Origin of the sequence: Sporosarcina sp. SAFN-015 (assembly GCF_051966875.1) — a bacterium.
In the GTDB taxonomy this organism is placed as follows: Bacteria; Bacillota; Bacilli; order Bacillales_A; family Planococcaceae; genus Sporosarcina.
Genome location: NZ_JBQCKP010000004.1, coordinates 338,245 through 362,851, shown reverse-complemented (window position 1 = coordinate 362,851; position 24,607 = coordinate 338,245). Strand labels below are relative to the sequence as shown.

Here is a 24,607-nt window from a genome sequence, read left to right as displayed (position 1 = left end):
TCAACGGATGTATGTATTAGGAATCGACGGTGGTGGAACGAGGACGACGGGCATTGTCGCCGATGAAATTGGAAACGTTTACATGCATGCGGTAACCGGGCGGAGCAATCCGAACACGTTGCTGCAGGCGGAATTCGAAGAAGTGATCTGCGGATTAGCAAAAGAGTTGAAAAGGCAGAACGAAGCCGTTTTCAATCAATTGTCCGTCTGTTTTGCAGGAATTGCAGGCGTAGGGGAAAGTGGACGCGATGCAGAAGTGGCGGCCCTGTTAGCGCGGGAGCTGCCAGCCGGAACGACAGTCACTGTACGGAATGATGCATTTAATGCACTATATTCCGGCACGCTCGGCGGACCGGGCATCGTCCAGATTGCAGGTACCGGTGCTGTCACATTGGGCATTAATGCAAAAGGGGAAATCGCCCGTTCGGGTGGATGGGGTTACTTATTCGATGACGAAGGGAGCGGGTTTTATTTAGGGAATGAAGCGTTGAAAGCAGTGTTTCGTTCTTTTGATAATCGCGGCCCGGCGACATCATTAACGGATCGTATTAAGGAGTATTTTGCTGTACAAAACGTCCCGGATATTATCGGCCAAGTGTATGGGAAAGAACATCCGCGTTCAGTCGTCGCGCCCCTTGCCCGTCTCGTTTTGCAAGAAGCACAGGCGGATGATGACGTTGCAAAATGGATTGTGGAGAGTGCGTGCGAAGAAATGATGCATTCAATTGAAGCTTGCCATCACCGTTTATTCGATAAAAACGATCCAACCGCAATTGTATTGTCAGGCGGCGTCTTCACCGATTTTGAGCTGTTTGCAGGGAGGTTCCGTGAATTGTCCCGTCAATCGATTCCGAAGGCAATCTTCCAATCGCCGCAAGTGCCGCCTGTAGGAGGGGCGGTACTTGCAGGATTGGCGGAAAGACAAAAGGCTGTCCATCCGGAATTCTCAAGCCGTTTGAATGAACAGCTTCAAGAAAGGGTTACGCCATGACAATGACAGTAGTGCCTATATTAGAAATACGTGCATCCGATATCGTGGGTCTCTGGAATAAGGAAATCGGCGAGCGATTTCCGATGAGCGCCGCGTTATGGAACCAAAACACGGCAAATGAACCGAATGTGATGTGGGAAGGATCTTACGCTGTCTGTATTGACGGGCAACTTTGTGGATTCATCGTCGTAAAACGGCATGTGGAGAAGCTAGATGCCCGTATGCCGGCGACAGTCGGTTGGATTCAATGCATGCTTGTCGGAAAACCATTTCAAAACGAAGGGCTAGGCTCTGAGCTGCTTCGGCACGCCGAACAGGCGCTGCTGGAAGCGGGAGTGGATGAAATTCGATTAGGACGCGACCCGTGGCATTACTTCCCTGGCATCCCTCTAGAAGACGAAGTAACAATCGGCTGGTTTGAAAAGCGTGGATATGCAAAGGGCGGGGTTGAAACGGATTTGATTAAAAACGTCCGAGATAGTGAGTTATACAAGCTGACGAATTCGGACAAGCATTACCGGCTATTGACGAAAGATGACATCCCTTCTCTGCTCCGATTTTTAGAGCGCGTCTTTCCGGGACGCTGGCATTATGAAGCGATTCATTATGAATTGATTGCCGGCACTGGAAGAGAGTTCATCGGCTTTTTCATGGACGGCGAATTGCAAGGGTTCTGCCGGATAAACGATCAGCAGTCGCCGGTCATCGCGCAAAATGTATATTGGTCGGCGTTATGCCATGGAGAGATGGGCGGCATCGGACCTTTAGGGATTGACCGTACAATTCGGGGAAATCATTTTGGAATCGACTTGGTGAAAGCGGCAGCAAATGAACTGATCGGTAGGGGAGTGACGGACATCGTTATCGATTGGACGCAGCTTATCTCTTTTTACGAAAAGCTCGGCTTCACGCCTTGGAAGCAGTATCAGTCGATGACGAAAACAATTGGGGTGGAATGAATGAAAGAAGCGGTACGTAACTATTTACAGCGTGAAATCGATCTGCAAGTGACACCGGGAGCGGTCATCCGAGTCCGGCATAAAGGGAAAATCGTTCTCGACGAAACAGTCGGGACGAATAGTTTGGAAGAAGACAAAGTCCCCGTAACGAGCAGCCATCTGTTCGACATGGCGTCGTTGACGAAGGTGATGGTGACGTTGCCGGCCGTCTTGCAATTATGTGAAGCAGGAGACATCCATTTGCATGACAAGGTTACAAGATTCATCCCTTCATTCCAAAAACACGGAAAAGATGGTACGACAATCAAGCAGCTGCTCACCCATTCTTCGGGATTGATTGCCCACCGTCCTTACTTTGAAAGAAAACTTTCGGCCACTCAGGTGCTGAAGGAGATTGAAGAGGAGAAGTTGGAATATTCACCGGACAGCAATGTCGTTTATAGCGACCTTGGGTTCATTCTTCTTATGGAAATTATCGAGAAGGCCAGCGGGCAGAAAATCGACGAATATGCGAAGCAACGTCTATTTGTCCCAATGGGAATGAATGATACGGGATATAAGCCCTCGCACGAGCGGCAACGGTATGCACCGACCGAGTATTACGAACATTTGCAAGGACATAAATATGGCATTGTCCACGATGATAACACGGAATTCATGGACGGGATAAGCGGCCATGCGGGATTGTTTTCAACAATGGACGATTTGTCCATTTTCACGAGGATGCTCGAAAACGACGGAGTGCACGAAGGAAAGAAGATTCTCGACCCGCATTGGCTTGCGCTGTCGCGACGCAACTTCACACCGTTTGCGGATGAAAGCAGAGGTCTCGGGTGGCAATTGAAAGGAAGCGGGGCGAGTCCTGCAGGAGATTTAATGTCGGAAAGCACTTATGGGCATACGGGATTCACCGGGACGAGCTTTTATATTGATCCCGAAAAGGAATTGACGGTCATGCTGCTGACGAACCGTGTGTATTTTGGGCGGCATCTTGAAATGCTCCGTTTGCGGCCCCGCTTACATAATATCATCTATACAACATTGTTTTCATAGGGGGAATTCGTATGCAGCATGTCTTAATCGTCGGAGCGCATTGCGGGGATGGGGAAATCCAGGCCGGCGCAATCGCCCATAAGTACGCACAGGCGGGATATCGAGTAACGTTCCTTCATTTGACGGCAGGGGAGAAGGGAGCACCGCCACATATGGATGTGGAAGAATACCGTCTGCAAAAGATTCGGGAAGCTGAAGCGGCAGCGGCCATTTTAGGCGGAACGAGCATCACGCTCGCACATCGGGATGCTGAGTTGACGTTCAATGAAGAAATTGTCAAAGAAGTGGCGACGATCTTCCGGAGAGAGAAGCCGGAATTTGTCATTACGCATTGGGAGAATAGCATGCATCCTGATCATGCGCTCTGTCAAAAGATTGTACAAGATGCGTGGTTGAAAGCCTCCTTGCCGGGCTTCGATCTTGACGGACTGCCGCCCCATGGCCTTCGACGGGTTTTCCATAGTGAGAACTGGGAGGACATGGACGGGTATGAACCGGATATTTACGTCGATGTGACGGATTCGTTCGATGCTTACTTGGAGGCATTGTCGTGTTATTGGTTCATCATGAATTCTACGAGTTTCAGATATTACGATTATTATAAGGCGCTGGGGACGATGCGCGGCTGTCTGGCTCGCACAACGTATGCACAGACATTGAAGAACTCAAAGGGACTGCATGTTAGAAGAGAAGGGCATATCCCGGGATTTCCGATTTAAGTAAAAGAGATGTGAAGAGGGGGAAACAGCATGAATTTACAAAAGAAAGTCGGCCGATTGCTAATTGCCGGATTCAAAGGCATTACGATATCGGAGGAAATTAAACATTTGATTCACACATATCATATTGGAGGAATCATCCTATTCGGGAGGAATATAGGCACGCCTGAAGAAATTCTTGCGTTGACGAACAGCCTCCAAGCGGAAGCGAAAAAGGCTGGATATGAAACGCCTTTGCTCATTTGCATCGATCAGGAAAACGGAGTCGTCAGGAGATTGGGGGAAGGGACGACAATCATTCCTGGCGCAATGCTTCTTGGAGCGACATATGATCCGGCAAACGCAAGAAAAGCTGGTTTTATGACAGGAAAAGAATTAAAAGCGCTCGGCATTAACTGGAATTTGGCGCCTGTTGTTGATATTAACAATAACCCGAAAAATCCGGTCATCGGTGTCCGTTCTTTCGGAGAGGACACTGCGAACGTAGCAGAAATGGCGAAACATTCGATGCTCGGAATGCAGGAGGCAGAGGTCATGACGACGTTAAAGCACTTTCCGGGCCATGGAGATACGAGTGTCGATTCCCATCTTGATTTGCCGGTGATCGACCATGATCTTGAAAGGTTGCACGCTGTCGAGCTAGTCCCGTTCAAAGAATGCATGGCGGCCGGCGCTGATGCGGTTATGAGTGCACATGTTTATTTCCCGGCGCTCGAAAAAAAGGAGAATGTCCCGGCGACGTTATCACATTCTGTCATTACAGGACTCCTTCGGGAAGAACTCGGGTTCGACGGTGTCATTACGACGGATTGCATGGAAATGGACGCGATTGCAAAAAGAATCGGTACAGTGGAAGGATGCGTGCAGGCGGTCGAGGCGGGTGTAGACTTTGTCATGGTATCCCATTTGCATGATTTACAGGAGCAGGCAGTCATCCGGTTGGCGGAAGCTGTCGAAAGCGGAAGGATATCCGAACTGCGGATTGAAGAGTCTATTGAAAGAATCGAGAAAGTTACTCGGAAATATACGTCATGGGAAGAGATTGAAGCGAATAAAACGGTTGCCGATTTTGTCGGCTCCGCTAAGCATCATGATGATATGGAGGAAATTTACAAGCAAGGCATAACGGAAGTGAAAGGTCCAGGTATTCCGATTGCGGCGGAGGACCGTGTGCTGCTTGTCCATCCGAAAAATGAATACGCAATGATGGTAGAAGATAAACGGTATGCGACGTTGACGATGGCGGAGCAGTTGAAAAAGGTTCATGGGAACGTTGTGTCAATGGAAATTGACGGAGAAAGTTCAAGTGATATCGATATGAAGGAGCTCGCGGGAGAGTACGATCATATTGTCTTCCTGACGTTGAATGCCGATAAGCATGAAAACCAGAGGCGGCTCGTCAATGAATTATTGGAGAGTGGAAAACCCGTTGATGTTATTGCCGTGCGGTCGCCATATGATGCGTCATATTTTCCGAAGGCGAATCGTGTCATTTGCACATATGAATTCACACAATCGGCGTTTGAAGTCGTAGCTTCACATTTAGCAGGAACAACAACGATCAATGGTAGATTACCAGTCACTATTGAATGATTGAAAATTCTTTTTAGAAAAATAAATTAGTATTGATATTTAATTTCAGAAACGCTAAAATGACAGTAAGCGTTTTCAATGAGAGATTTTGGAAAGGAACATGCCCGTGAAACCAATGCGCGTTTGTGGATTAATGTCGGGAACTTCTTTGGATGGCCTTGATATTGCAATTGTCGATTTCTCGTTTGAAGAAGGGAAACTCCAGCATGACTTGCTTCATTTCGTAACGATGCCATATGACGGTGGACTTAAGCAGGAGCTGCATAAGTTAATGGACCCTGCAGCGCCTTTGCATCTAGTATCCTCGATGAATATGTATTTAGGGGAACGATATGCAGAGTCGCTTACGGAAGCTTTACAGCAAGCGGGAATCGGTTTGGAGACAATCGATCTCATCAGTTCCCATGGTCAGACAATTTGGCATGAGCCGGCGGTTGAACAGAAACGAACGTACGCCCGTCCAAATACGATGCAAATTGGGGATATTGCCGTGCTAGCGGAACGTACAGGCAAAACAGTCATCGGGGACTTCAGGACACGTGATATGGCTGCGGGCGGGCAAGGTGCTCCGCTAGTACCGTTTGCGGACCAAGTTTTATTCCAATCGGAGCTGATCGGGCGTGTCCTTCTGAATATCGGGGGGATTGCCAATATGACAGTGTTGCCGCGGCGTGGGTCGGAGCAGCCGATTATAGCCTATGATACTGGTCCTGGAAATATGGTGATCGATGCTTGTGCCGTAAAGGCAACAAGCGGGCAGCGCTCCTTCGATAAAGACGGATTGTTAGCTGCAGGCGGCACTGTCGATGATGAATGGATAGATCGACTGACGAGCCATGAATATTTTGCAGCACCGGCGCCGAAAAGCACGGGAAGGGAATTATTCGGATTTACTTTCGTTGAAAAGTTTTGGGCGGATGGGGATGAGCGTGGTCATTCGTCCGCTAATAAAATCGCCACTGCGACGATGTTGACGGCAAGTACAATAGCTACAGAGATTCAAAGATATATAGAAACGCATGATGTGAAAGAAGTGATTGTCAGCGGAGGTGGTGTGCATAATCAGACATTAATGGGGTTTCTGAAGACACTCCTACCTGATGATGTAAAATTCGCGACGACAGCTGATCTTGGAATTCACGCAGATGCGAAGGAAGCGTTCGTCTTTGCCTTGCTTGGCTATTTAGGCATTAATAAAATGCCAAATTCATTGCCAGCAGCGACGGGCGCGGAGAAAGCGACAATTATGGGAAAAATCGCTTGGGGATAATCAAAAGCGGAGGGGGGCGTTTAGCTGTGACAGGCACTGGAGAGCTTGAAATAAAGGCGCTTTTTGCCTTTATCTTCAAGATCGAAGCGACCCGAACAGCTGCCCCCCGGAGCTAGACGGGGAATTCATGAGAAAATTATTAGGGGGTCAAGAAATGAAGAAAGTATGGAAGAAATCCGCTCTTGCGGCCTTAACGCTAGGGTTTGCAGCGACGATGCTTGCAGCTTGCGGGGACAAGGAAGAAGCGGGAAATGCTGAAGAATTTAAAGGAAAGATCACCATTTGGGATGGACCAAGATGGCCGGATGCGGACGATAATAAGTTTCATTGGCTAGAAGATAAGATTAAAGAATACGAAGAAGCGAATGAAGGAATTGAAATCGATTTAGTTCAAGTGCCATGGGCGGAAATGGGAGATAAGCTCGGCGTCGCAATCGCGGGTAAAGCTTGGCCGGATATCGCACCAGTCGATATTAGCGGCAGCGCGGTAAGCATCGATCATATCGAGCAAGGCGTCATCGAATCGCTAGATCCATATTTCGATAAAGATGCAAAAGCGGACTTCTACGACAATGCGCTTGAAGCATATACGTATGATGGAAAGCTATACGGAATTCCAAACAGTATTACGTTGCATACGATGCTATTGAACTTAGACCTATTCGAAGAGGCAGGCGTTGAGCCGCCGAAAGATGGAAAGTGGACGTATGAAGAGTTTTTACAAGCTGCCGAAAAATTGACATTTGACCGTGATGGCGATGGCAAGACGGATGTATACGGATTCTCGACGTACATCATGCCTGGCTACTATGAAGCATGGCCGTTCTTCTATAAAAATGGCGGATCGCCGCTTAACGAAGACATGACGGAGTTCACATTCGATTCTCCGGAGGCGGTAAAGGCGATTCAAGATTTGGCTGATTTGAAGTTGAAGCATAAAGTTGCTCCGGAGACGCATGGTGGAAATGATGTTGGCGGCACATTCCAAGCGTGGGCGAATGAAGAGCAGCGTACAGTCGCAATGGAGCCATGGGCAACATGGGCGATCGGTGCCGCACAAGGCGCATACCCGACGAACTTCATGGTTGCTGAATATCCGGCAGGAGATAAAGATGCTGCAACAATTGGCGGCGTCGGCGGATGGGTCATGATGCATCAGGAAGATGTGAACAAGAAAGCAGCAGTTGCAGATTTCATGAAATTTATCTCTACAGCTGATGAGCAATATCATATGGCACAAAATTACGGTATCTTCCCAGCGCGCATTAGTGCTGCTGAAATGGATCCGTTCAAAGACAATCCGGAAATGACACGTGCGATGGAAATGTCCGATCAAGTTATTATGCTTCCACGTCATCCGGAATGGAAAAAAATTGATGAAGCAATTCAAAGCGAATTGCAACTCGTGTTCAATGGTGAAAAAACTGCCGAGCAAGCGATGGCAGATGCTAAAAAAGCAGTAGACAAAATATTGGAGTAATAAAAAGAAAGCAGGCTATGCATCGCGTACGCCTGCTTCACTTTTAGGGGGGTGTCATAGATGACTCAGATGCCTATGGGTGCAGTGCCGAAAAAGAATAAAGAAAAACTGAAAGTTATCGGAAAATCGAATAAGAGTCCTAAGAAAGTACTTTATGAGATGAAGCGGAACTATAGCGCGTACCTCTTCCTGCTGCCAAAGCTTATTCTTTTCACGCTTTTCGTTGCAATCCCCGTTGTGTGGGCGTTCATTTTATCCTTTCAGAAATATAAAATCTTCGGCAGTGAATTTGTCGGATTAGAGAACTACATAAAAGTGTTTGAGAGCGATGCATTCCGTATTGCATTGAAAAACACATTGCTCTTTACGGTAGTGACGGTCCCGTTCGGCGTCATAAGCGCACTTGTGCTATCCACGCTCATTTTTGAATTGGGGAAAGTGTCCCAAAGTTTATTCAGGTCTGCCTTCTATTTACCGACGGTCACCTCGATGGTCATCATCGCGATGGTGTGGCGCTGGATGTACAATTACGATTTCGGACTTTTCAACTATGTGTTAGGCTGGTTCGGGGTCGGTCCCGTCAACTGGCTTGGACAGTCGAGTACGGCATTATGGGCGTTGATCATCATGCAATGTCTCATTCCGTTCGGTGTCGGGATTATCATGTATTTAGCATCGATGGGATCGATTTCCCAATCGTTATATGAAGCTGCACGGATAGATGGCGCAAGCCGATTCAAGCAGTGGATCCATATAACGATTCCTTTATTAAAACCGACTACATTATATTTAGTGCTATTGAGCACGATCGGTTCATTCCAAGTGTTTACGCAAATTATCATGATGACCGGGGGAGGACCGGGGAGCGCGACAGAAACGCTCGTCCACCTCATTTATAAAACGGGCTTCCGAGATTTCGAATTCGGTTTGGCAGGGGCTCAATCAGTCGTATTATTTGTCATTATCCTCATCTTTTCTGTCATCCAATTCCGGGTGCTTCGCCATGATGAGTGATTGGGGGATAGGAAATGAAGAAAAAACCGCTCGATCGTTTAAATAAACTAATTATATTCGGATTGCTTACTGTTTTTGCGATTGTTTCATTGCTTCCGTTGTATTGGGTGTTCTCGACTTCCCTTCAGCTGAGCAGCTATCAATCCCAAGATATGGATCGTCCAGTTTCATACGTCGACTCCAATCCGCCGAAAATGTATCCAATGGGAATACCGCTTTATTTCAAGCATTGGGGCGAGGCGAGGGAAGCGGCTAAAGCCGGGGATGCTGAAGAAGAAGCATATCACCGAGATATGATGGACCATATCGTTTCGAATTCGTTCGGCAGCTTTAAGACATTGTTCAAAAAGCATGACGTGGGAAAATGGTTTTTCAATAGTATTTACATTGCGGTCGTCGTCACGATAGGCATCTTGCTTATCGACTCAATGGCAGGCTATGTGTTGGCGAAGAAGAGGTTCCCCGGACGGAATTTGATCTTCTGGATTATTATTTCGACAATGATGATTCCTGGTCAAGTAACGCTCGTTCCTCTATTCATTATGGTAGGGAATCTTGGTTTGATGGATACGCATTGGGCTTTGATCCTTCCTGATCTATCCATGGTATTCGGTGTCTTCCTCATGAGGCAGTTCATGTATTCCATTCCGGATGAATTGTTGGAGGCTGCCAGAATGGACGGTGCAAGTGAATGGCGGACATTTTGGACAGTCGTCCTGCCACTCGCAAGACCGGGACTTGCCGCGCTTGGCATCTTCACGTTCATGAACGTCTGGAATTCATTCCTATGGCCGATCATCGTGCTGAACACTGCGGAACTTTACACATTGCCTGTAGGTTTGAAAACATTGCAGGACGCAAACTTGGCAAGTTTTAAATTGCTAATGAGCGGTGCTGCAGTTGCTGCAATTCCGATGATTATCGTCTTCATTTTATTCCAACGTTATTTCGTCAAAGGCTTGACACTTGGCGGCGTGAAAGAATGACGGGGCACTTTCAAGTAAAGTTGGGGGTTGACGTATTTTTTGAGAGGGATTTGTCGGATCTGCAAGGGAAAAGAATCGGTTTATTGACGAATCAAACAGGTGCTAATGGAGAGCTTGTCTCTACAATCCGGCTATTCCATGAACATCCAGAGCTGCAGTTGGAGATTCTGTTCGCGCCTGAGCACGGCTTGTTGACGAATGTGAAGGAAGGCGAGAAGTTCAACGACGCCACCCATCGTTCAACGGGCATTCCGATATTTAGTCTGTACGGACAGTCGAAAAAACCGACGGATGCAATGATGGAGAAAGTCGACATCGTCGTCTTCGATATCCAAGACATCGGTGCAAGATATTATACGTATATTTACACGATGGCGTATATGATGGAAGCATGTGCTCGAATGGGGAAGAGAATGATTGTCCTCGATCGGCCGAATCCGATTGGTGGAGAGATTGTCGAAGGAAATTTCATCGATCCGGATTACACGTCTTTTGTCGGACTATATCCAATCCCGAATAGGCATGGTCTAACTGTCGGCGAGCTTGCTGCCTATTTCAACGAACAGTTCCACATCGGATGCGAATTGGAAGTGGTTTGGATGGAAGGCTGGAATAGGCGTTCATTCCAAACGGATAATGGCCTGCCTTGGATTCCGCCTTCTCCGAATACGACATCGCTCGATATGATGCTCCTATATCCGGGGACATGTTTACTAGAAGGGACGAATCTATCCGAAGGGCGTGGGACGACACAGCCGTTTGAAATTATGGGCGCTCCTTTCATTGACGGAGAGGAGTTGCAGGATAATGTAAATGCTTTACGTTTGGAAGGGATCCGCGCACGCGCAATTGCCTTCACGCCGACTTATCAAAAGTACAATGGACAGCTGTGCGAGGGGATTCAACTGCATATAACGGATCGCCAGACGTTCAAACCAGTGGAGTCAGTCGTTAAAATTCTTGCAGTTGTAGCAGAGATGTATGCCGGAAAACTAGAGTTTTTGGAGTATGGCAAATTGCGGCATCCGATGATTGATTTGCTTGCAGGGAATGATTTAATGCGCCGTGGGCTATTGGAAGGGAATATATATCCGTATTTGCAGCAGTGCAGCCGGGATTCGGAGAAATTCATGAAAATGAGAGAACGTTACTTACGATACAGATAGGAAGGCGGACGATGGAAAAATTATCACTTCTGACGACTGAAGGATCCAATCCGAAGACAATGCGGTTGGATGAAATGTCAATCGGGGACATATTGAGAACAATGAATGATGAGGATCAGACCGTTGCCCTAGCTGTTCGGCAAGTGATCCCGGAAATTGAAAAGACAGTTGAAAAAGTGGTGGAAGCTTTTAAAAACGGTGGCAGGCTTCTCTATATAGGTGCAGGAACTAGCGGCAGAGTCGGCGTCATGGATGCAGTGGAATGCCCTCCGACATTTGGAACTTCCCCCGATCTCGTAAAGGCCGTATTGGCAGGGGGAGAAGGGGCGATGTATCAGGCTGTCGAAGGGGCTGAAGATGATGAAACACTTGGAGCGAAGGACGTCGAAGATCTTCAAGTGAACAGTAAGGATGTCATTATCGGTATCGCTGCAAGCGGAAGGACGCCTTATGTGAAAGGGGCGCTTAATCACGCAAAGTCATGCGGCGCAACAACTGTCAGCCTTTCAAACAATGAAAATTCGCTCATTAGCAGCTACGCGGATATACCGATCGAAGTCATTACCGGTCCGGAAATATTGACAGGGTCGACTCGATTGCGTGCCGCCACTTCCCATAAGCTCATTTTAAATATGATTTCGACGACTGCGATGGTGAAGACAGGCAAGGTGTATCAAAACCTGATGGTCGATGTAAATGCAAGCAATTTCAAATTGCGAGAACGTGCGAAAAAAATGGTTTGCACGATTACCGAAATGGATGAAGACAGAGCTGAGTCTGTATTGGAAGAGACCGGCTACAATGTTAAGCTTGCAATCGTCATGATTCTTGCGCAAGTCGATAAAGAAAAAGCTCAAGATTTGATCATTTCAGCGGATGGATTCGTAGGAAAAGCTGTTAAACTCGCAAGTATGGAAGAAGGGTAAACGTTATGTATCGTACGTTTCTAAGCGGAGATGAAATAGGGATTGTCGGTCTATGGAATGACGTGTTGATCCATGATCCAATTAATGAAAAACGATTTAGGACACAAGTGCTTCTCGATGCAAACTTCGACCCAAAAGGTATGATTGTCGCGGTTGATGGAGGACGGATTGTCGGAGCGATATTGGCTATTACGCGAAAGTTGCCGATGATTGGTACCGAACTTGAGCCCGATACGGGGTGGATCACCTTTTTCATGGTGCATCCGGACTTCGAGAGAAACGGAATCGGCCGCGGGCTTATGGAGAAGGCGATTGATTATATTCGCGGGCAAGGAGCGAAGAAAGTATTCTTCTCTTCTTACGCTCCGAATTACTTTCTTCCGGGGATTGATGAGTTTGCCTATCCATCCGGTTTCAATTTCTTGCTAAAGGAAGGGTTTAAGCGCGCCTATTCACCGGTCGCCATGCATAGAGCGTTGACGGATTATGTTTATCCTGACGCGGTGAAGGTGGTAAAATTGGAGCGTGAGCAGGAAGGATATACGTTTGAAACAGTCCGGGACGGCGATATGCCAGCCGTTATACACTTCGCGAATACCGTATTCAACCCGGATTGGGGTCGGGCGATCCGCGAAGGTTTATTGCAAGGGATCGACCCATCTCAAATTCTTGTTGCGAAAAAAGAGGGAAGAATCGTAGGATTTGCGATGTATGGCGGCTACGAAGGGATCCGGGAACGTTTTGGTCCATTTGGAGTCGATGACAGCGAGCAAGGAAAAGGGCTTGGAAAGGTTTTATTGCAAGAAGCGTTGCACTCAATGAAGCAAAGGACGGTCCAAGGTGCTTGGTTCCTTTGGACGAGTGAAAAGAGCTCAGCAGGACATTTATATTTGAAAAATGGATTTACCACATACCGGACATTCCATGTCATGGTGAAGGAAGTAGATTGAAGAAAATGGAGGGATGTATATGGCTATAGCGAGCGGCGGTTTAGTGCTGCTAAAAGAAATGAGGCATTTGCTCCCTCCTTCGGAACAGAAAATAGCCGACTATATTTTAGCGAACCCGCAAGATATTGTGACGATGACCGTTTCGGAATTAGGCGAAGTGAGCCAAACGAGTGGTGCTGCTGTCACGAGGCTATGCAAATCACTGCAATTGAAAGGTTTTCAGGAATTGAAATTACGCATTAACGGAGATCTTGGACGGAAGCTGGAAATTACGACGAGGGACATCCAGCCGAATGAACCAGTTGCTACGACGATCCAGAAGGTGACGGAGCATGCCATCCATACATTACTGGAAACAGCGGAATTGCTTGACCATAAACAATTGGAATATGCTGTCGACGCGATTGTTAAAGCGAAAAATATTCACTTTTTCGGCGTAGGTGCCTCAGGAATTGCTGCAATCGATGCGCAACAGAAGTTTTTGCGGATCCATAAAGCCTCCACTGTCAGCACAGATTTGCATATGGGGGCAACGATTATGGCGAATGTCGATGAGAACGATGTTGTTGTTGGCATCTCATTCTCGGGAGCAACGTTTGAAGTTGGAAAGATTCTTGAGCTTGCGCAAATAAATGGGGCAACGACGATCAGTTTGACAAAATTCGGCCAGACGCCTATTTCACGGATTTCAGATATTCAACTGCATACATCACCTGCAAAGGAAGCGAATTTGCGAAGCGGTGCTACGTCGTCGAGGCTAGCCCAGCTGCATGTTATGGATATCTTGTTTATGTCGGTTGCCTCGAAACAATTTGAAACGACAATCACTTATTTGGATGCGACGCGTGAAGCGATCGATGATATTCGGAACGACTCGTTCAAGAAACGGAAAAAATAATTCGGGGGGTGACAGCTTTGACGTCATTGCTCATTCATAATGTCCGGATTGCAATGCCGAATGGCAACGTCATGAAAGGCGAAATTGTTGTGGTTGACGGGAAAATTGCAACTGTTTCAAACATAGCAATTAATGACTTCGCTGGAAAAAGGATGGACGGTCAAGGTTGTCTTGTACTCCCTGGATTCATTGATATCCACATACATGGAGCGGTTGGCGCTGATTTCATGGATGGAGCAGTGGAACAATTTGAAAAGATCGCAAACGCTTTGCCGATGGAGGGGACAACTTCATTTCTTGCGACAACGTTGACGCAATCGGCGGATGATATCGCAAAAGCAGTCGATACCGGGAATAGATTTCTGTCGCAGAATGAAACAGGTGCTGAAATGCTCGGATTTCATTTGGAAGGGCCTTTCATTCACCCGGAACAAGCAGGGGCACAGCCGATTGAATTTATCCAGAAACCTTCTTTTGCACTTCTAGAAAGATGGTTCGGTGAACGTCTAGCTCATTTGAAAGTCGTGACGCTCGCCCCGGAATGTGACGAGGATTTACATATGACGAGGCGACTTGCAGATCGTGGCATTATCGTTTCCGCAGGCCATACGAAAGCTGCATTCGAAGATATTGCTCAGGCAGTCGATCATGGTCTATCGCATCTTACCCATTTCGGCAATGCGATGACTGGCTTGCATCATCGGGAAATCGGCACGGTTGGCGCAGGTTTTTTGCTGGAGCAGCTCTACTGTGAAGTGATTGCGGATGGAATCCATTTGTCGAAGGACATGCTACGCCTCCTGTATAAAAAAATCGGGCCGGAACGGATTATCCTCATTACCGATTCAATGAGGGCGAAAGGCTTGCCGGATGGATTGTATACATTGGCGCGCCAGAATGTGGAAGTAGTCGGTACGAAAGCGACATTAGCGAATGGTACATTGGCTGGTAGTGTTTTAAAGATGTATGGAGCCGTTCAAATGATGCGGCAAATAGGGGCGAATCTGTCCGAGCTGATAAAAATGTCCTCATCCAATGCAGCCAAACGGTTAGGAGTGTTTGACCGAAAAGGAAGCATTGAGGAGGGAAAAGACGCAGATCTTGTCCTTCTGGATACCAATTTTCAAGTTCATGCGACCATTTGCAGAGGGAAGGTGAGCCATTCCTGTGAATGAGGTTTACGAGTTCAATTGGGTTGAAGTAGCTGACTATGACGAAATGAGTCGTCTTGCCGCGGAGCTGTTTGAACAGCAAGTGAACAAGAAACCGGATAGTGTTCTCGGTCTTGCCACAGGTGCTAGTCCTATCGGCTTTTATCGAAATCTCGTGGATCGGTATGTACAAGGACGGATTTCCTTTGCGAACGTGCAAACATTCAATTTGGACGAGTATACTGGACTAGAATTTTCCCATCCGACGAGCTTTTACAGTTATATGGAGGAGCATTTATTTACGAAAGTTGATTTGCCAGCAATTCATCGGCATTTGCCGGATGGAGAAGCAGCCAATTTGAATGAGGAATGTGTACGGTATGAAAGAGTAATTCGTGAAAGTGGAGGAATCGACATACAATTGCTAGGTATCGGGGTGAATGGTCATATTGGTTTTAATGAACCGGGCACACCATTTCATTCACGGACACATATCGTCAAGCTGGCGGAATCGACTCGTGCGAGGAATGCAAAGTATTTTCCTTCCGCTGAAGAATTCCCGAGGCAAGCAATCACGATGGGCATCCAAACAATCCTCGAGGCAAAAAAGATTATCCTCCTAGCATTTGGAGAGGAAAAAACGGAAGCGATCGAGAGGTTGAGAAGTGGAAACGTTTCAAAGGACTTTCCAGCGAGCTGTTTACATAGACATTCGAATGTCACGGTTTTGTATGGGAAGTGAGCGGTCCGCGAAAATATTTAGGGGGGATAAAGCATGGCTGAACTGAAGTTGACAAATTTGACGAAGGAATATGACAAAGGTGTCATTGCCGTCAAAGACTTCAATTTACATATAGAAGATAAGGAATTCATCGTATTTGTCGGTCCTTCTGGCTGTGGAAAATCTACGACGCTACGAATGATTGCCGGTTTGGAAGATATAACGGATGGCGATTTTGAAATCGACGGCAAGCGGATGAATGACGTAGCCCCGAAAAATCGGGATATCGCGATGGTTTTTCAAAACTATGCGCTATACCCGCATATGACCGTCTACGAAAATATGGCGTTCAGTTTGAAGCTTCGGAAAGTGAAGAAGAAGGAGATTGACGAGAAGGTCCAAGAGGCCGCTAAAATACTAGGGTTGGAGGAGTATTTGGACCGGAAGCCGAAAGCATTGTCTGGAGGACAGCGTCAACGGGTAGCACTTGGGCGGGCAATCGTTAGGGATGCGAAAATTTTTCTCATGGATGAACCGCTTTCCAATTTGGATGCAAAGCTGAGGGTGCAAATGCGTGCCGAAATCCAAAAGCTGCATAGACGCCTACAAACGACAACGATTTACGTAACGCATGACCAGACAGAAGCGATGACGATGGCAACCCGACTCGTCGTCATGAAAGACGGATATATCCAACAAGTTGGAACGCCGAAAGAAGTATATGATTGCCCGAGAAATGTATTTGTCGGAGGTTTCATCGGTTCACCGGCAATGAACTTTTTCAAAGGGACAATGACGGAGGAAGGCGTCGCGATCGGGGACACAAAGGTATTCATTCCGGAAGGGAAACGCAAAATGCTGCAAGAGAACGGGTATGCAGGGAAGGAATTAATCCTCGGCGTCCGTCCGGAAGATATTTATACGAAAGCGTCTGACATCGAATTGAATGGAAAGGCCACTTTCCAAGCGACAATCGAAGTGGCGGAACTGATGGGTGCTGAGACGTATTTATACGCAGCGTTGAATGGACATGATTTCATCGCAAGAATCGATTCCGACACATCGATCCGTCCATCGGACACGATTCCGCTCGCATTCGACATGGAAAAAGCACATTTCTTCGATGCGGAAACAGAAGAACGCATATATTAATAAATTGGAAAAGGGTTGCTCTCATGTTGAGAAGCAACCCTTATTTTGTATAGTAACTTTTATTGTTGAAGTTTATGTCCATCTAAAGATCCGTGATCCGGATTCTATTGAAAATGATCAATGCCGCGGTCATTTTCCACTGGATGTCTTCTATCCTTAAGCAACGCAAGCCCTACCTTCTCTTGCGTCCTTGCGACCCTTTAGCCGCGCCAGTGTGAATAAGTGTCCTCAAAAACAGTACGTAGAATGCCATGTCAAATTAAAAGTTACTATGGCGTTAACTAATTAACTATAACATACATTCAAGTAAAAGACAAGCATTGTGTGAAAATGAGCATGGAAGTTAGACATATTCCCCGGGAAATATGCTTTTTCCGACGAATTTCTACTTGTTTTATAAATTAAGAATTTCATTAAATAATTGATTGGGGGAAATATCTTTAGCTGGAAAAATAGTATATTTTTATAATGGGATAAATTGATGGTTACGGATATAACCTGCAAGCAAGCCAGTTATCGCAATAGTATTGTCACTAATTCTACATCATTCTTGTTGTTTACATGACTCTATTTCCTATATAATAAAAATATCTTTCTTAAGGGAGTTGGGGATGGCTTGAAGCCGAATTCAAAATTTGCAACGAAGATTGTCGTCCTTGTCGTTTTGGTCATTGGAATTGCAGCAAGTGTCGGATGGTATGTCTCGGGTGCAAATAAAGGAATGAATGTGTCGTTTTCTGAATTTGAGAAGACGATTCAGGCTCAAGAAGGAAAGCCGTTGTCCTTGAAGGAAAAGGCTGATGGCAGTTTGCATCTGGAAACGAATGATGGACTGTATGTAACACAAGTCCGTCCACAAAGCCAACTTGCAGAACAATTAGTTGAAAAATATAATCTTTCATATACATTTGCCGATGCAAGCCAATATAATGGTTTGATTATCGGTGGTTTAATCTTAGCAGCTTTTTTGACATTGGTTATTCTACACAAGAAAGGGAAGCTCGGGGTCGGCGTTTCTTCGATGAAGAACGGAGCTTCGAAGGCGACACCACTTCCTAATATTACGCTGAACGATATCGGTGGGCTTCCGGAAGAGATGAAGGAAGAGATTCACCAGACGCTTTCGATCATCAAAGATCCGAAACGTGCAACACAAGTCGGTATTCAAGCGCCAAAAGGGATTCTTCTGTATGGGCCTCCGGGGACTGGAAAAACATTGCTTGCCCAAGCAATCGCCCGTGAAATCGGTGCTACTTTCTACTCTTCCAGCGGATCTGCATTCACGGAGCTGTTTGTCGGGGTCGGCGCTTCTCGCGTGCGCACATTATTCCAAAATGCCCGTAAAAATCGTCCGGCCGTAATTTTTATCGATGAAGTTGACGCGTTAGCAGGCAAACGGAAAGAGCATGGCGGTGAAGAGTCCGAAAAGACATTGACGGAGCTGCTTGTACAGTTGGATGGCGGCAACGATAATGATGGGATCTTGTTCATCGCGGCGACGAACCGTAAAGACATGCTAGATGAAGCGTTCCTTCGTCCCGGTCGTATCGATTATACATTCAATGTACCGCTACCGGACACGCATGGCCGTCGTGAAATTATCGACATCCATACGAAAGGCCGACTGTTAGCTCAAGAAGTGTATGCATCATTGGATGTATTGGCTGAGAGCACGTCAGGTTTCTCCGGCGCGGAGTTAAGTTCTTTATTTGAAACAGCGAGCAAACGGGCAATCCGTGACGGCCGTGATGAGATTGGTAAAGGCGACCTCGATTTCGCAATCGATAGGACGATTCTTGGCAGCACGTCGCGAACGTTGAACGATCCTGATACGAAAAGAAGAGTCGCGATCCATGAAGCGGGCCATGCGTTAATCGCAGCGCTAACAAAGCCGGGTTCTGTCCGGAAAGCGACAATTATTCCGCGTGGACAAGCGCTTGGCTATGTGGCTCCGATTCAGAAGGAGCTGCATTTGCAGACAGCAAGCGAGCTGCTCGATCAAGTGAGCATGATTCTAGCGGGGGGCGTTGCGGAGCGGCTTTACCTCGGAGAGCATAGCATCGGCGTAAGTGGCGATGTACAGCAGGCGAAGGATATTATTGAGCGGATGGTAGACACGGGCTTGCTTCAAGAAGGGTTCATGCTGACGTTCAATAAAGGTGAAAAGGAATTGAAAATGCAAGCTCTCTTCGGTGAAGCATTGCAAAAAACTGAAACGCTTATCCAGGAAAATGCTGCGCAGTTTGAGGAATTGGTCAATGTCTTATTCCAAAAAGAGACATTGGATGGCTCTGAAGTCCAGGAAATTGTTGATGGCAAAGGTGTAGAAGAAGCGAAAGAGCTTTTTACCGTATAATTGAAAACTCCTTAGTCCGATTGGGCTAAGGAGTTTTTTGGTTACAAAAATAGGACTACTCGCAACGAAATCAACGCGGCTCACAACGCATTCAAACTCGCGCAACACAACCAACGCCCCACGCAACACAATCAAACTCGAGCAACACAATCAACATGGCCTGCAACGCAATCAACGTAGCTCACAACACAATCAACGCGGCTCACAACGCAATCAAACTCGCGCAACACAATCAAACTCAGTCCCCAACACAATCAACGCCCCACGCAACGCAACTAACAATCCCATTGCCATTGCGCCTAATCTCACAAATCCATCCGTGAAAAATATGTCGAAAGTTTGATGTAATAATAGCGAAATATTACAAAAAGTCGCATGGTCTCACTATAGATGCAATGATACGATAGGTGTGCAGTCTATTAGTCTACTAAACTTTTATGGGAAGGGAGCGGTTTGCGGTCAATCTCCACGCAGTTCACCATATTTTCAAAGATGAAGGGAGAATGGTTTTATGCGTAGTAAAAGGTGGAAGAAGCATTTAAATGCTTTTTTGGCGGCTGGACTTGCTACAACGGTTGTTGTGCCGTCAATTCCTGCCGTTGCTAATGCGGAGTCGGTGGCAACGGATCTTATCATTTCTGAATACGTTGAAGGCAGCAGTTTCAACAAAGCGATTGAACTTTATAACGGAACGGGACAGGCTGTTGATTTGAGCAGTTATTCGCTGGAGCTGTATGCGAACGGTGCAACTGCGGCGACTGCGAAACTGGCATTGTCAGGTACATTGAATGATGGGGAGACGTATGTTTTATACCATCGTGATGCAGCTTCGGAAATAAAGGATAAAGGAAATTTTGAAAACACGAGCGTCATTAATTTCAATGGAGATGATGCGCTCGTTCTTAAAAAAGGCGGCACGGCCATTGATTCATTCGGTCAAGTTGGGGTGCGGTCAAACTGGGGAACGGATGTGACACTCATTCGGAACGCTTCCATAACGAGCGGAGATACGAATCCTGGGGATGCATTTAGCAGCGGTGATGAGTGGACGGCTTATCCGAAAGATACATTCAATTATTTAGGTGCTCATGAAATGGACGGTTCAGAACCTGGCGAACCGGGAGATCCTGAAGAGCCAGGCGATGACATTTCAACAATCGGAGATGCACGCACGAAGGCACTTGGAGAAACGGTAACAATCAAAGGAACTGTTGCGGCCAAATTGAAAAATACGATTTCAGTGCAGGATGAGACAGGTGGAATCGCTGTCAGGCCGACAAGTTTGAATGTGCAAGTCGGTGATGAAGTCACATTAACGGGAAAGCTAGCCGATTACCGTGGCTTGCTGCAGTTGGATGGCGCAACGATTATTGATGTTACCGCAGGAACCGGAACTCCTGAACCTATTATCATTACTGGATCAGAAGTCGGTGAAGCTACGGAATCGCAACTTGTCACTGTAAATAACGCCATACTATCGGATGAACAAGCTGGCAGCGGCTGGGCAAATTTTACAGCGACAGATGGAACGGGTGAATTCATCGTTCGTGATGAGACGGCGTCACTAGGACTCACTGTCGGGACAGCTTATGATTCAATCACTGGAATCGTCCAGCAGTTCGACAATGATTATCAGATTATACCGCGTTCGACGTTGGATATTATCGTAGACAGCTCGGTCATCCAACCCGTCAATGCGAATCCAGCTAGCGGAACGTTCGTAGGTGGTGTGAAGGTTTCCTTGACGACATCTATGCCTGGCGCAAAAATTTTGTACACATTGGATGGAACGAATCCGATCGAAAACGGGGTAACATATTCTTCGCCGATTGATATCCATGAAGACACGACAGTGAAGGCAGTCGTGAAAACGGATGATGGGCGTTTTGGCGACGTATCGACTTTCACGTATACCATTACGGAAAGCCTGCAAATCCATGATATACAAGGAGAAGGACATACATCTCCATTTGACGGGCAAGTTGTTGAAGGTATCGAAGGGATTGTCACGTACAAATATGAGCTGAACGGCTCGACATATTATCACATCCAAACTCCCGATGATAAGCGAGACGGCGATTTAAATACGTCCGAAGCGATCGTATTGTATAGTGGCAGGGATGCTTGGAATCTAGCGATAGGAGATTTAGTTTCCGTCACTGGATCAGTGAGCGAATATGCAATCGATGGATATGCGGACCGCCAGGAAACGGACTTGAAAACGACACAGATCAACGTCCGTGACGACCGTGGAGGCAAGGTGCGGATTATCGAGCGCAATGTCCCGCTTCCAACTCCATTCATTATCAATGAAGAGAATTTGCCACAAGAGAAAATTGCCAGCCATCAGTTGACTGAATTTGATCCGACAACATATGCCGCTGATTTCTGGGAAAGCCGTGAAGCGATGCTCGTACAAGTCGGCAACGTGAAAGCGGTAGCGCCTCAAGAACATGGCGACCTTGTAACGGTATTTGAAAATACCGCAACAGAAACAATACATGGCGGCCTCCTTTACAAGGAAAATGATCAAAATGCTGAGAGGGTGCAATTCAGACTCGAGCCAAACGGGCCGGCACGTGATTTCGAAGTTGCAACAGGAGACCGATTCGAAGGACCGATTACAGGAGTAGTCGGCTATTCATTCCAAAACTACAAAATCTACACTTCTTTGAGTGACATGCAGCAAGCGCATTCGAAAGGTGCAGCTATTCCGGAGAAGACGACGATTGTGAAAGATGCTGACAAGCTGACGATTGCCTCCTACAACTTGGAGAACTTCTCGAACAATACAAAAACGACATCAAATGACAAAGCGAAGAAATTAGCTAGAGCATTTGTACAGGACATGCAAAATCCTGACATTATCGGCGTAACCGAAGTACAGGATAATAATGGACCGGACGCAGGCGATTCCCGTGCGAATGAAAGCTATGAACGCCTCATTCAAGCGATTGTCGATGCGGGTGGTGTCCAGTATGAATATGTCAATATCGACCCGGTAAACAACGAGGATGGCGGACAGCCAAACGCCAATATCCGCGTCGGCTTCCTATACAATCCTGCACGCGTTTCGTTGACAGAAGGCAATCCGAGCGGGAATGCAACGACAGCGGCTCACTATGAGGACGGCAAGTTGACACTTAATCCTGGGCGTATCGCTCCGAATGATCCAGCGTTCAACAGCAGCCGGAAGCCGCTCGCTGCACAATTTGATTTCCAAGGCGAGTCGGTCATCACAATCGTGAACCATTGGAATTCCAAATCAGGAGATACTCCTTTATTCGGATCCATTCAGCCGCCGGTCTATGGAAGCGAAGTGCAGCGGAAACAGATTGCACAGCTTGTTTATGATTTCATTACTGAAATTAAAACAGATAATCCGGAAGCGAATATCGTCTCCCTCGGAGATTTCAATGACTACCAATTCGCGGATGCATTGAAAATCCACGAAGGAAGCTTAATGACGAATATGATCAACCACGTCGAACCGGCTGACCGCTATTCGTACGTTTATCAAGGAAACTCTCAAGTACTCGACCATATTTTAGTGTCGAATAATTTGGTTGATCAAACAGAAATCGACATTTTACACATTAACGCAGACTTTACGGACATGGCGGGACGTGCAAGTGATCATGATCCTGTCATGGTGCAAATCGGCTTCGAAGCTCCAGTCGTTTGGGAGCCTGTTCCAATTAAAAAAGTATACAATCTCATCAATGAACATAAAAAGCAAATTATGATTGCGGAGCCGAGTGTCTCTGTTTATATGGACGCGCAATCATCATTGAAGGACGGCATGTACTTGAAAGGGGACTATGCCGAACTGACGGGTGAAGGGTTCAAAACGAATACCGTCATTTTGCAGCCAAAGAAAAAAGGCTTGATCGTTGACATGAAAGGGACGGAAATGGGCCATGTCATCGTAGAAGGCACACATCCTCTCGAAATTCGAGGTGCTGAAAATATTAAGAAAATCGATTTTGTCAAAGGTGCAAACCAATCTGACATCATTTTTTACAACTCGAAAGGCAAGAGAATTAATGTGCCGGCAGTGAACAACGCGCCTATTATTACGAAACCGATTCCGAACAAGCAAGCAAAAGTCGGCGAGGCGATTTCAATCGCTCTCTCTGAATATTTCACTGACCCGGACGGCGACAAGCTGACATTTTCCGCGACGAAAGGGACAATCGATTTAAATACGAACATCTTGACTTTGCAATTGGAGGAAGGAACGCACATCGTCGGAGTGACGGCGAAAGATGGGGATAAATCCGTAACGGCAAGCTTCTCAGTCACTGTCACAAAAGTGGAAGTGCCTGCGGATGGCTATTACAAAAATGCAATTGGCAAAGAAGGGCAGGAATTGAAGGCGGCTCTTCACGATATCATTTCCGATCACCGCCAGCTATCCTATGCAGAAGTATGGGAAGCGTTGAAGGAGACGGATAAAGATCCTAACAACCCGAATAACGTTATTCTGTTCTATTCAGGTGAACCCCGCTCCAAAGATCGGAATGGCGGAAATGTAGGCGACTGGAATCGGGAGCATGTATGGGCTAAATCGCACGGCGACTTCGGCACAAGCAAAGGGCCTGGAACGGATATCCACCATTTGCGTCCGACCGACGTCCAAGTGAACAGTGCACGCGGCAACTTGGATTTCGACTATGGCGGCAGCTCGGTGAAGGGCTGTGATGGGTGTTTCAAAACCGCCAATTCATGGGAACCACCGGATCGTGTAAAAGGTGATGTAGCGAGGATGCTGTTCTATATGGCAACCCGTTACGAAGCGGGCGACCGTGTTGATTTGGAGTTGAATGAACTGCTCAACAATGGCAGCAATCCATATCATGGAAAACTTTCCGTACTATTGGAATGGCATGAAATGGATCCGGTAGATGCATTTGAAATGAACAGAAACAATGTGATCGAGCAAATTCAAGGCAACCGGAATCCTTTCATCGATCATCCTGAATGGGTGCAGTCAATCTGGCAAACTGCCGGTTCTAGCAATCTGAAAAAAGCATCATAATAAAGAGTGGACCAGGGGTGAAATATACTCTGGTCCTTTTTTGTCCCTCTAAAAGTACTTTACTATTTCATTTAAATTTCCAACACATATAGCTACATTCCTATACAAAAATAACGATAAGAATCCTTCTAGCATACAAAAAAAGCAATTTAGCCAGCATTACAATAGTCTTGAAATAAGT

The 24,607-nt window shown here is 46.6% G+C and carries 18 protein-coding genes; all 18 read left to right on the top strand.

From position 1 onward, the window contains the following. Window positions 1-7 precede the first annotated feature (7 nt). Window positions 8-991, top strand: coding sequence for an N-acetylglucosamine kinase (locus ACTHPA_RS09830; RefSeq protein WP_440500015.1), 984 nt, complete (start codon window positions 8-10; stop codon window positions 989-991). Beyond that, complete coding sequence (locus tag ACTHPA_RS09825) at window positions 988-1,950, top strand: GNAT family N-acetyltransferase (protein ID WP_440500014.1); 963 nt, start codon at window positions 988-990, stop codon at window positions 1,948-1,950. The genes ACTHPA_RS09830 and ACTHPA_RS09825 overlap by 4 nt, the downstream gene beginning before the upstream one ends. Beyond that, window positions 1,951-3,003 (top strand): serine hydrolase domain-containing protein, encoded by a 1,053-nt coding sequence (locus ACTHPA_RS09820; protein ID WP_440500013.1) that lies wholly within the window; start codon window positions 1,951-1,953, stop codon window positions 3,001-3,003. Window positions 3,004-3,014: 11 nt separating this feature from the next. Continuing rightward, on the top strand, window positions 3,015-3,722 hold the full coding sequence (locus tag ACTHPA_RS09815; RefSeq protein ID WP_440500012.1) for a PIG-L deacetylase family protein: 708 nt from the start codon (window positions 3,015-3,017) through the stop codon (window positions 3,720-3,722). Between the two features lie 30 nt (window positions 3,723-3,752). Beyond that, entirely contained in the window at window positions 3,753-5,315 is a 1,563-nt protein-coding gene (nagZ, locus tag ACTHPA_RS09810) for a beta-N-acetylhexosaminidase (protein WP_440500010.1), read from the top strand. Between the two features lie 115 nt (window positions 5,316-5,430). After that, window positions 5,431-6,585, top strand: a complete 1,155-nt coding sequence (locus ACTHPA_RS09805) for an anhydro-N-acetylmuramic acid kinase (RefSeq protein WP_440500101.1) — start codon at window positions 5,431-5,433, stop codon at window positions 6,583-6,585. Between the two features lie 154 nt (window positions 6,586-6,739). Beyond that, window positions 6,740-8,065 carry an extracellular solute-binding protein gene (locus ACTHPA_RS09800; RefSeq protein WP_440500008.1) on the top strand — a complete coding sequence of 442 codons (1,326 nt, stop codon included), beginning with the start codon at window positions 6,740-6,742 and terminating at the stop codon, window positions 8,063-8,065. Window positions 8,066-8,125: 60 nt separating this feature from the next. After that, the gene (locus ACTHPA_RS09795) at window positions 8,126-9,079 is read left to right on the top strand and encodes a carbohydrate ABC transporter permease (RefSeq protein WP_440500007.1); all 954 of its coding nucleotides are present in this window, start codon (window positions 8,126-8,128) and stop codon (window positions 9,077-9,079) included. A 14-nt stretch (window positions 9,080-9,093) separates the two neighbouring features. Further along, window positions 9,094-10,065 (top strand): carbohydrate ABC transporter permease, encoded by a 972-nt coding sequence (locus tag ACTHPA_RS09790; RefSeq protein ID WP_440500006.1) that lies wholly within the window; start codon window positions 9,094-9,096, stop codon window positions 10,063-10,065. After that, on the top strand, window positions 10,062-11,231 hold the full coding sequence (locus tag ACTHPA_RS09785) for an exo-beta-N-acetylmuramidase NamZ family protein (RefSeq protein WP_440500005.1): 1,170 nt from the start codon (window positions 10,062-10,064) through the stop codon (window positions 11,229-11,231). Before ACTHPA_RS09790 ends, ACTHPA_RS09785 begins: the two co-directional genes overlap by 4 nt. Before the next feature lie 11 nt (window positions 11,232-11,242). Further along, a complete protein-coding gene (gene murQ / locus ACTHPA_RS09780) occupies window positions 11,243-12,157 on the top strand; it encodes an N-acetylmuramic acid 6-phosphate etherase (protein WP_440500004.1) in 915 nt (304 codons plus the stop codon). 5 nt (window positions 12,158-12,162) lie between these two features. Further along, window positions 12,163-13,107: a GNAT family N-acetyltransferase gene (locus ACTHPA_RS09775; RefSeq protein WP_440500003.1), complete on the top strand. Its 945-nt coding sequence runs from the start codon at window positions 12,163-12,165 to the stop codon at window positions 13,105-13,107. 25 nt (window positions 13,108-13,132) lie between these two features. After that, a complete protein-coding gene (locus tag ACTHPA_RS09770) occupies window positions 13,133-14,005 on the top strand; it encodes a MurR/RpiR family transcriptional regulator (protein ID WP_440500100.1) in 873 nt (290 codons plus the stop codon). A 17-nt stretch (window positions 14,006-14,022) separates the two neighbouring features. Further along, window positions 14,023-15,180, top strand: a complete 1,158-nt coding sequence (gene nagA, locus ACTHPA_RS09765; RefSeq protein ID WP_440500002.1) for an N-acetylglucosamine-6-phosphate deacetylase — start codon at window positions 14,023-14,025, stop codon at window positions 15,178-15,180. Next, entirely contained in the window at window positions 15,173-15,898 is a 726-nt protein-coding gene (gene nagB / locus ACTHPA_RS09760; protein ID WP_440500001.1) for a glucosamine-6-phosphate deaminase, read from the top strand. Before nagA ends, nagB begins: the two co-directional genes overlap by 8 nt. A gap of 33 nt (window positions 15,899-15,931) precedes the next feature. Beyond that, on the top strand, window positions 15,932-17,029 hold the full coding sequence (locus ACTHPA_RS09755) for an ABC transporter ATP-binding protein (protein ID WP_440500000.1): 1,098 nt from the start codon (window positions 15,932-15,934) through the stop codon (window positions 17,027-17,029). Window positions 17,030-17,645: 616 nt separating this feature from the next. Continuing rightward, window positions 17,646-19,385 carry an AAA family ATPase gene (locus ACTHPA_RS09750; RefSeq protein ID WP_440499999.1) on the top strand — a complete coding sequence of 580 codons (1,740 nt, stop codon included), beginning with the start codon at window positions 17,646-17,648 and terminating at the stop codon, window positions 19,383-19,385. A gap of 511 nt (window positions 19,386-19,896) precedes the next feature. Then, window positions 19,897-24,426 carry an endonuclease gene (locus tag ACTHPA_RS09745; RefSeq protein ID WP_440499998.1) on the top strand — a complete coding sequence of 1,510 codons (4,530 nt, stop codon included), beginning with the start codon at window positions 19,897-19,899 and terminating at the stop codon, window positions 24,424-24,426. Window positions 24,427-24,607: the final 181 nt, after the last annotated feature.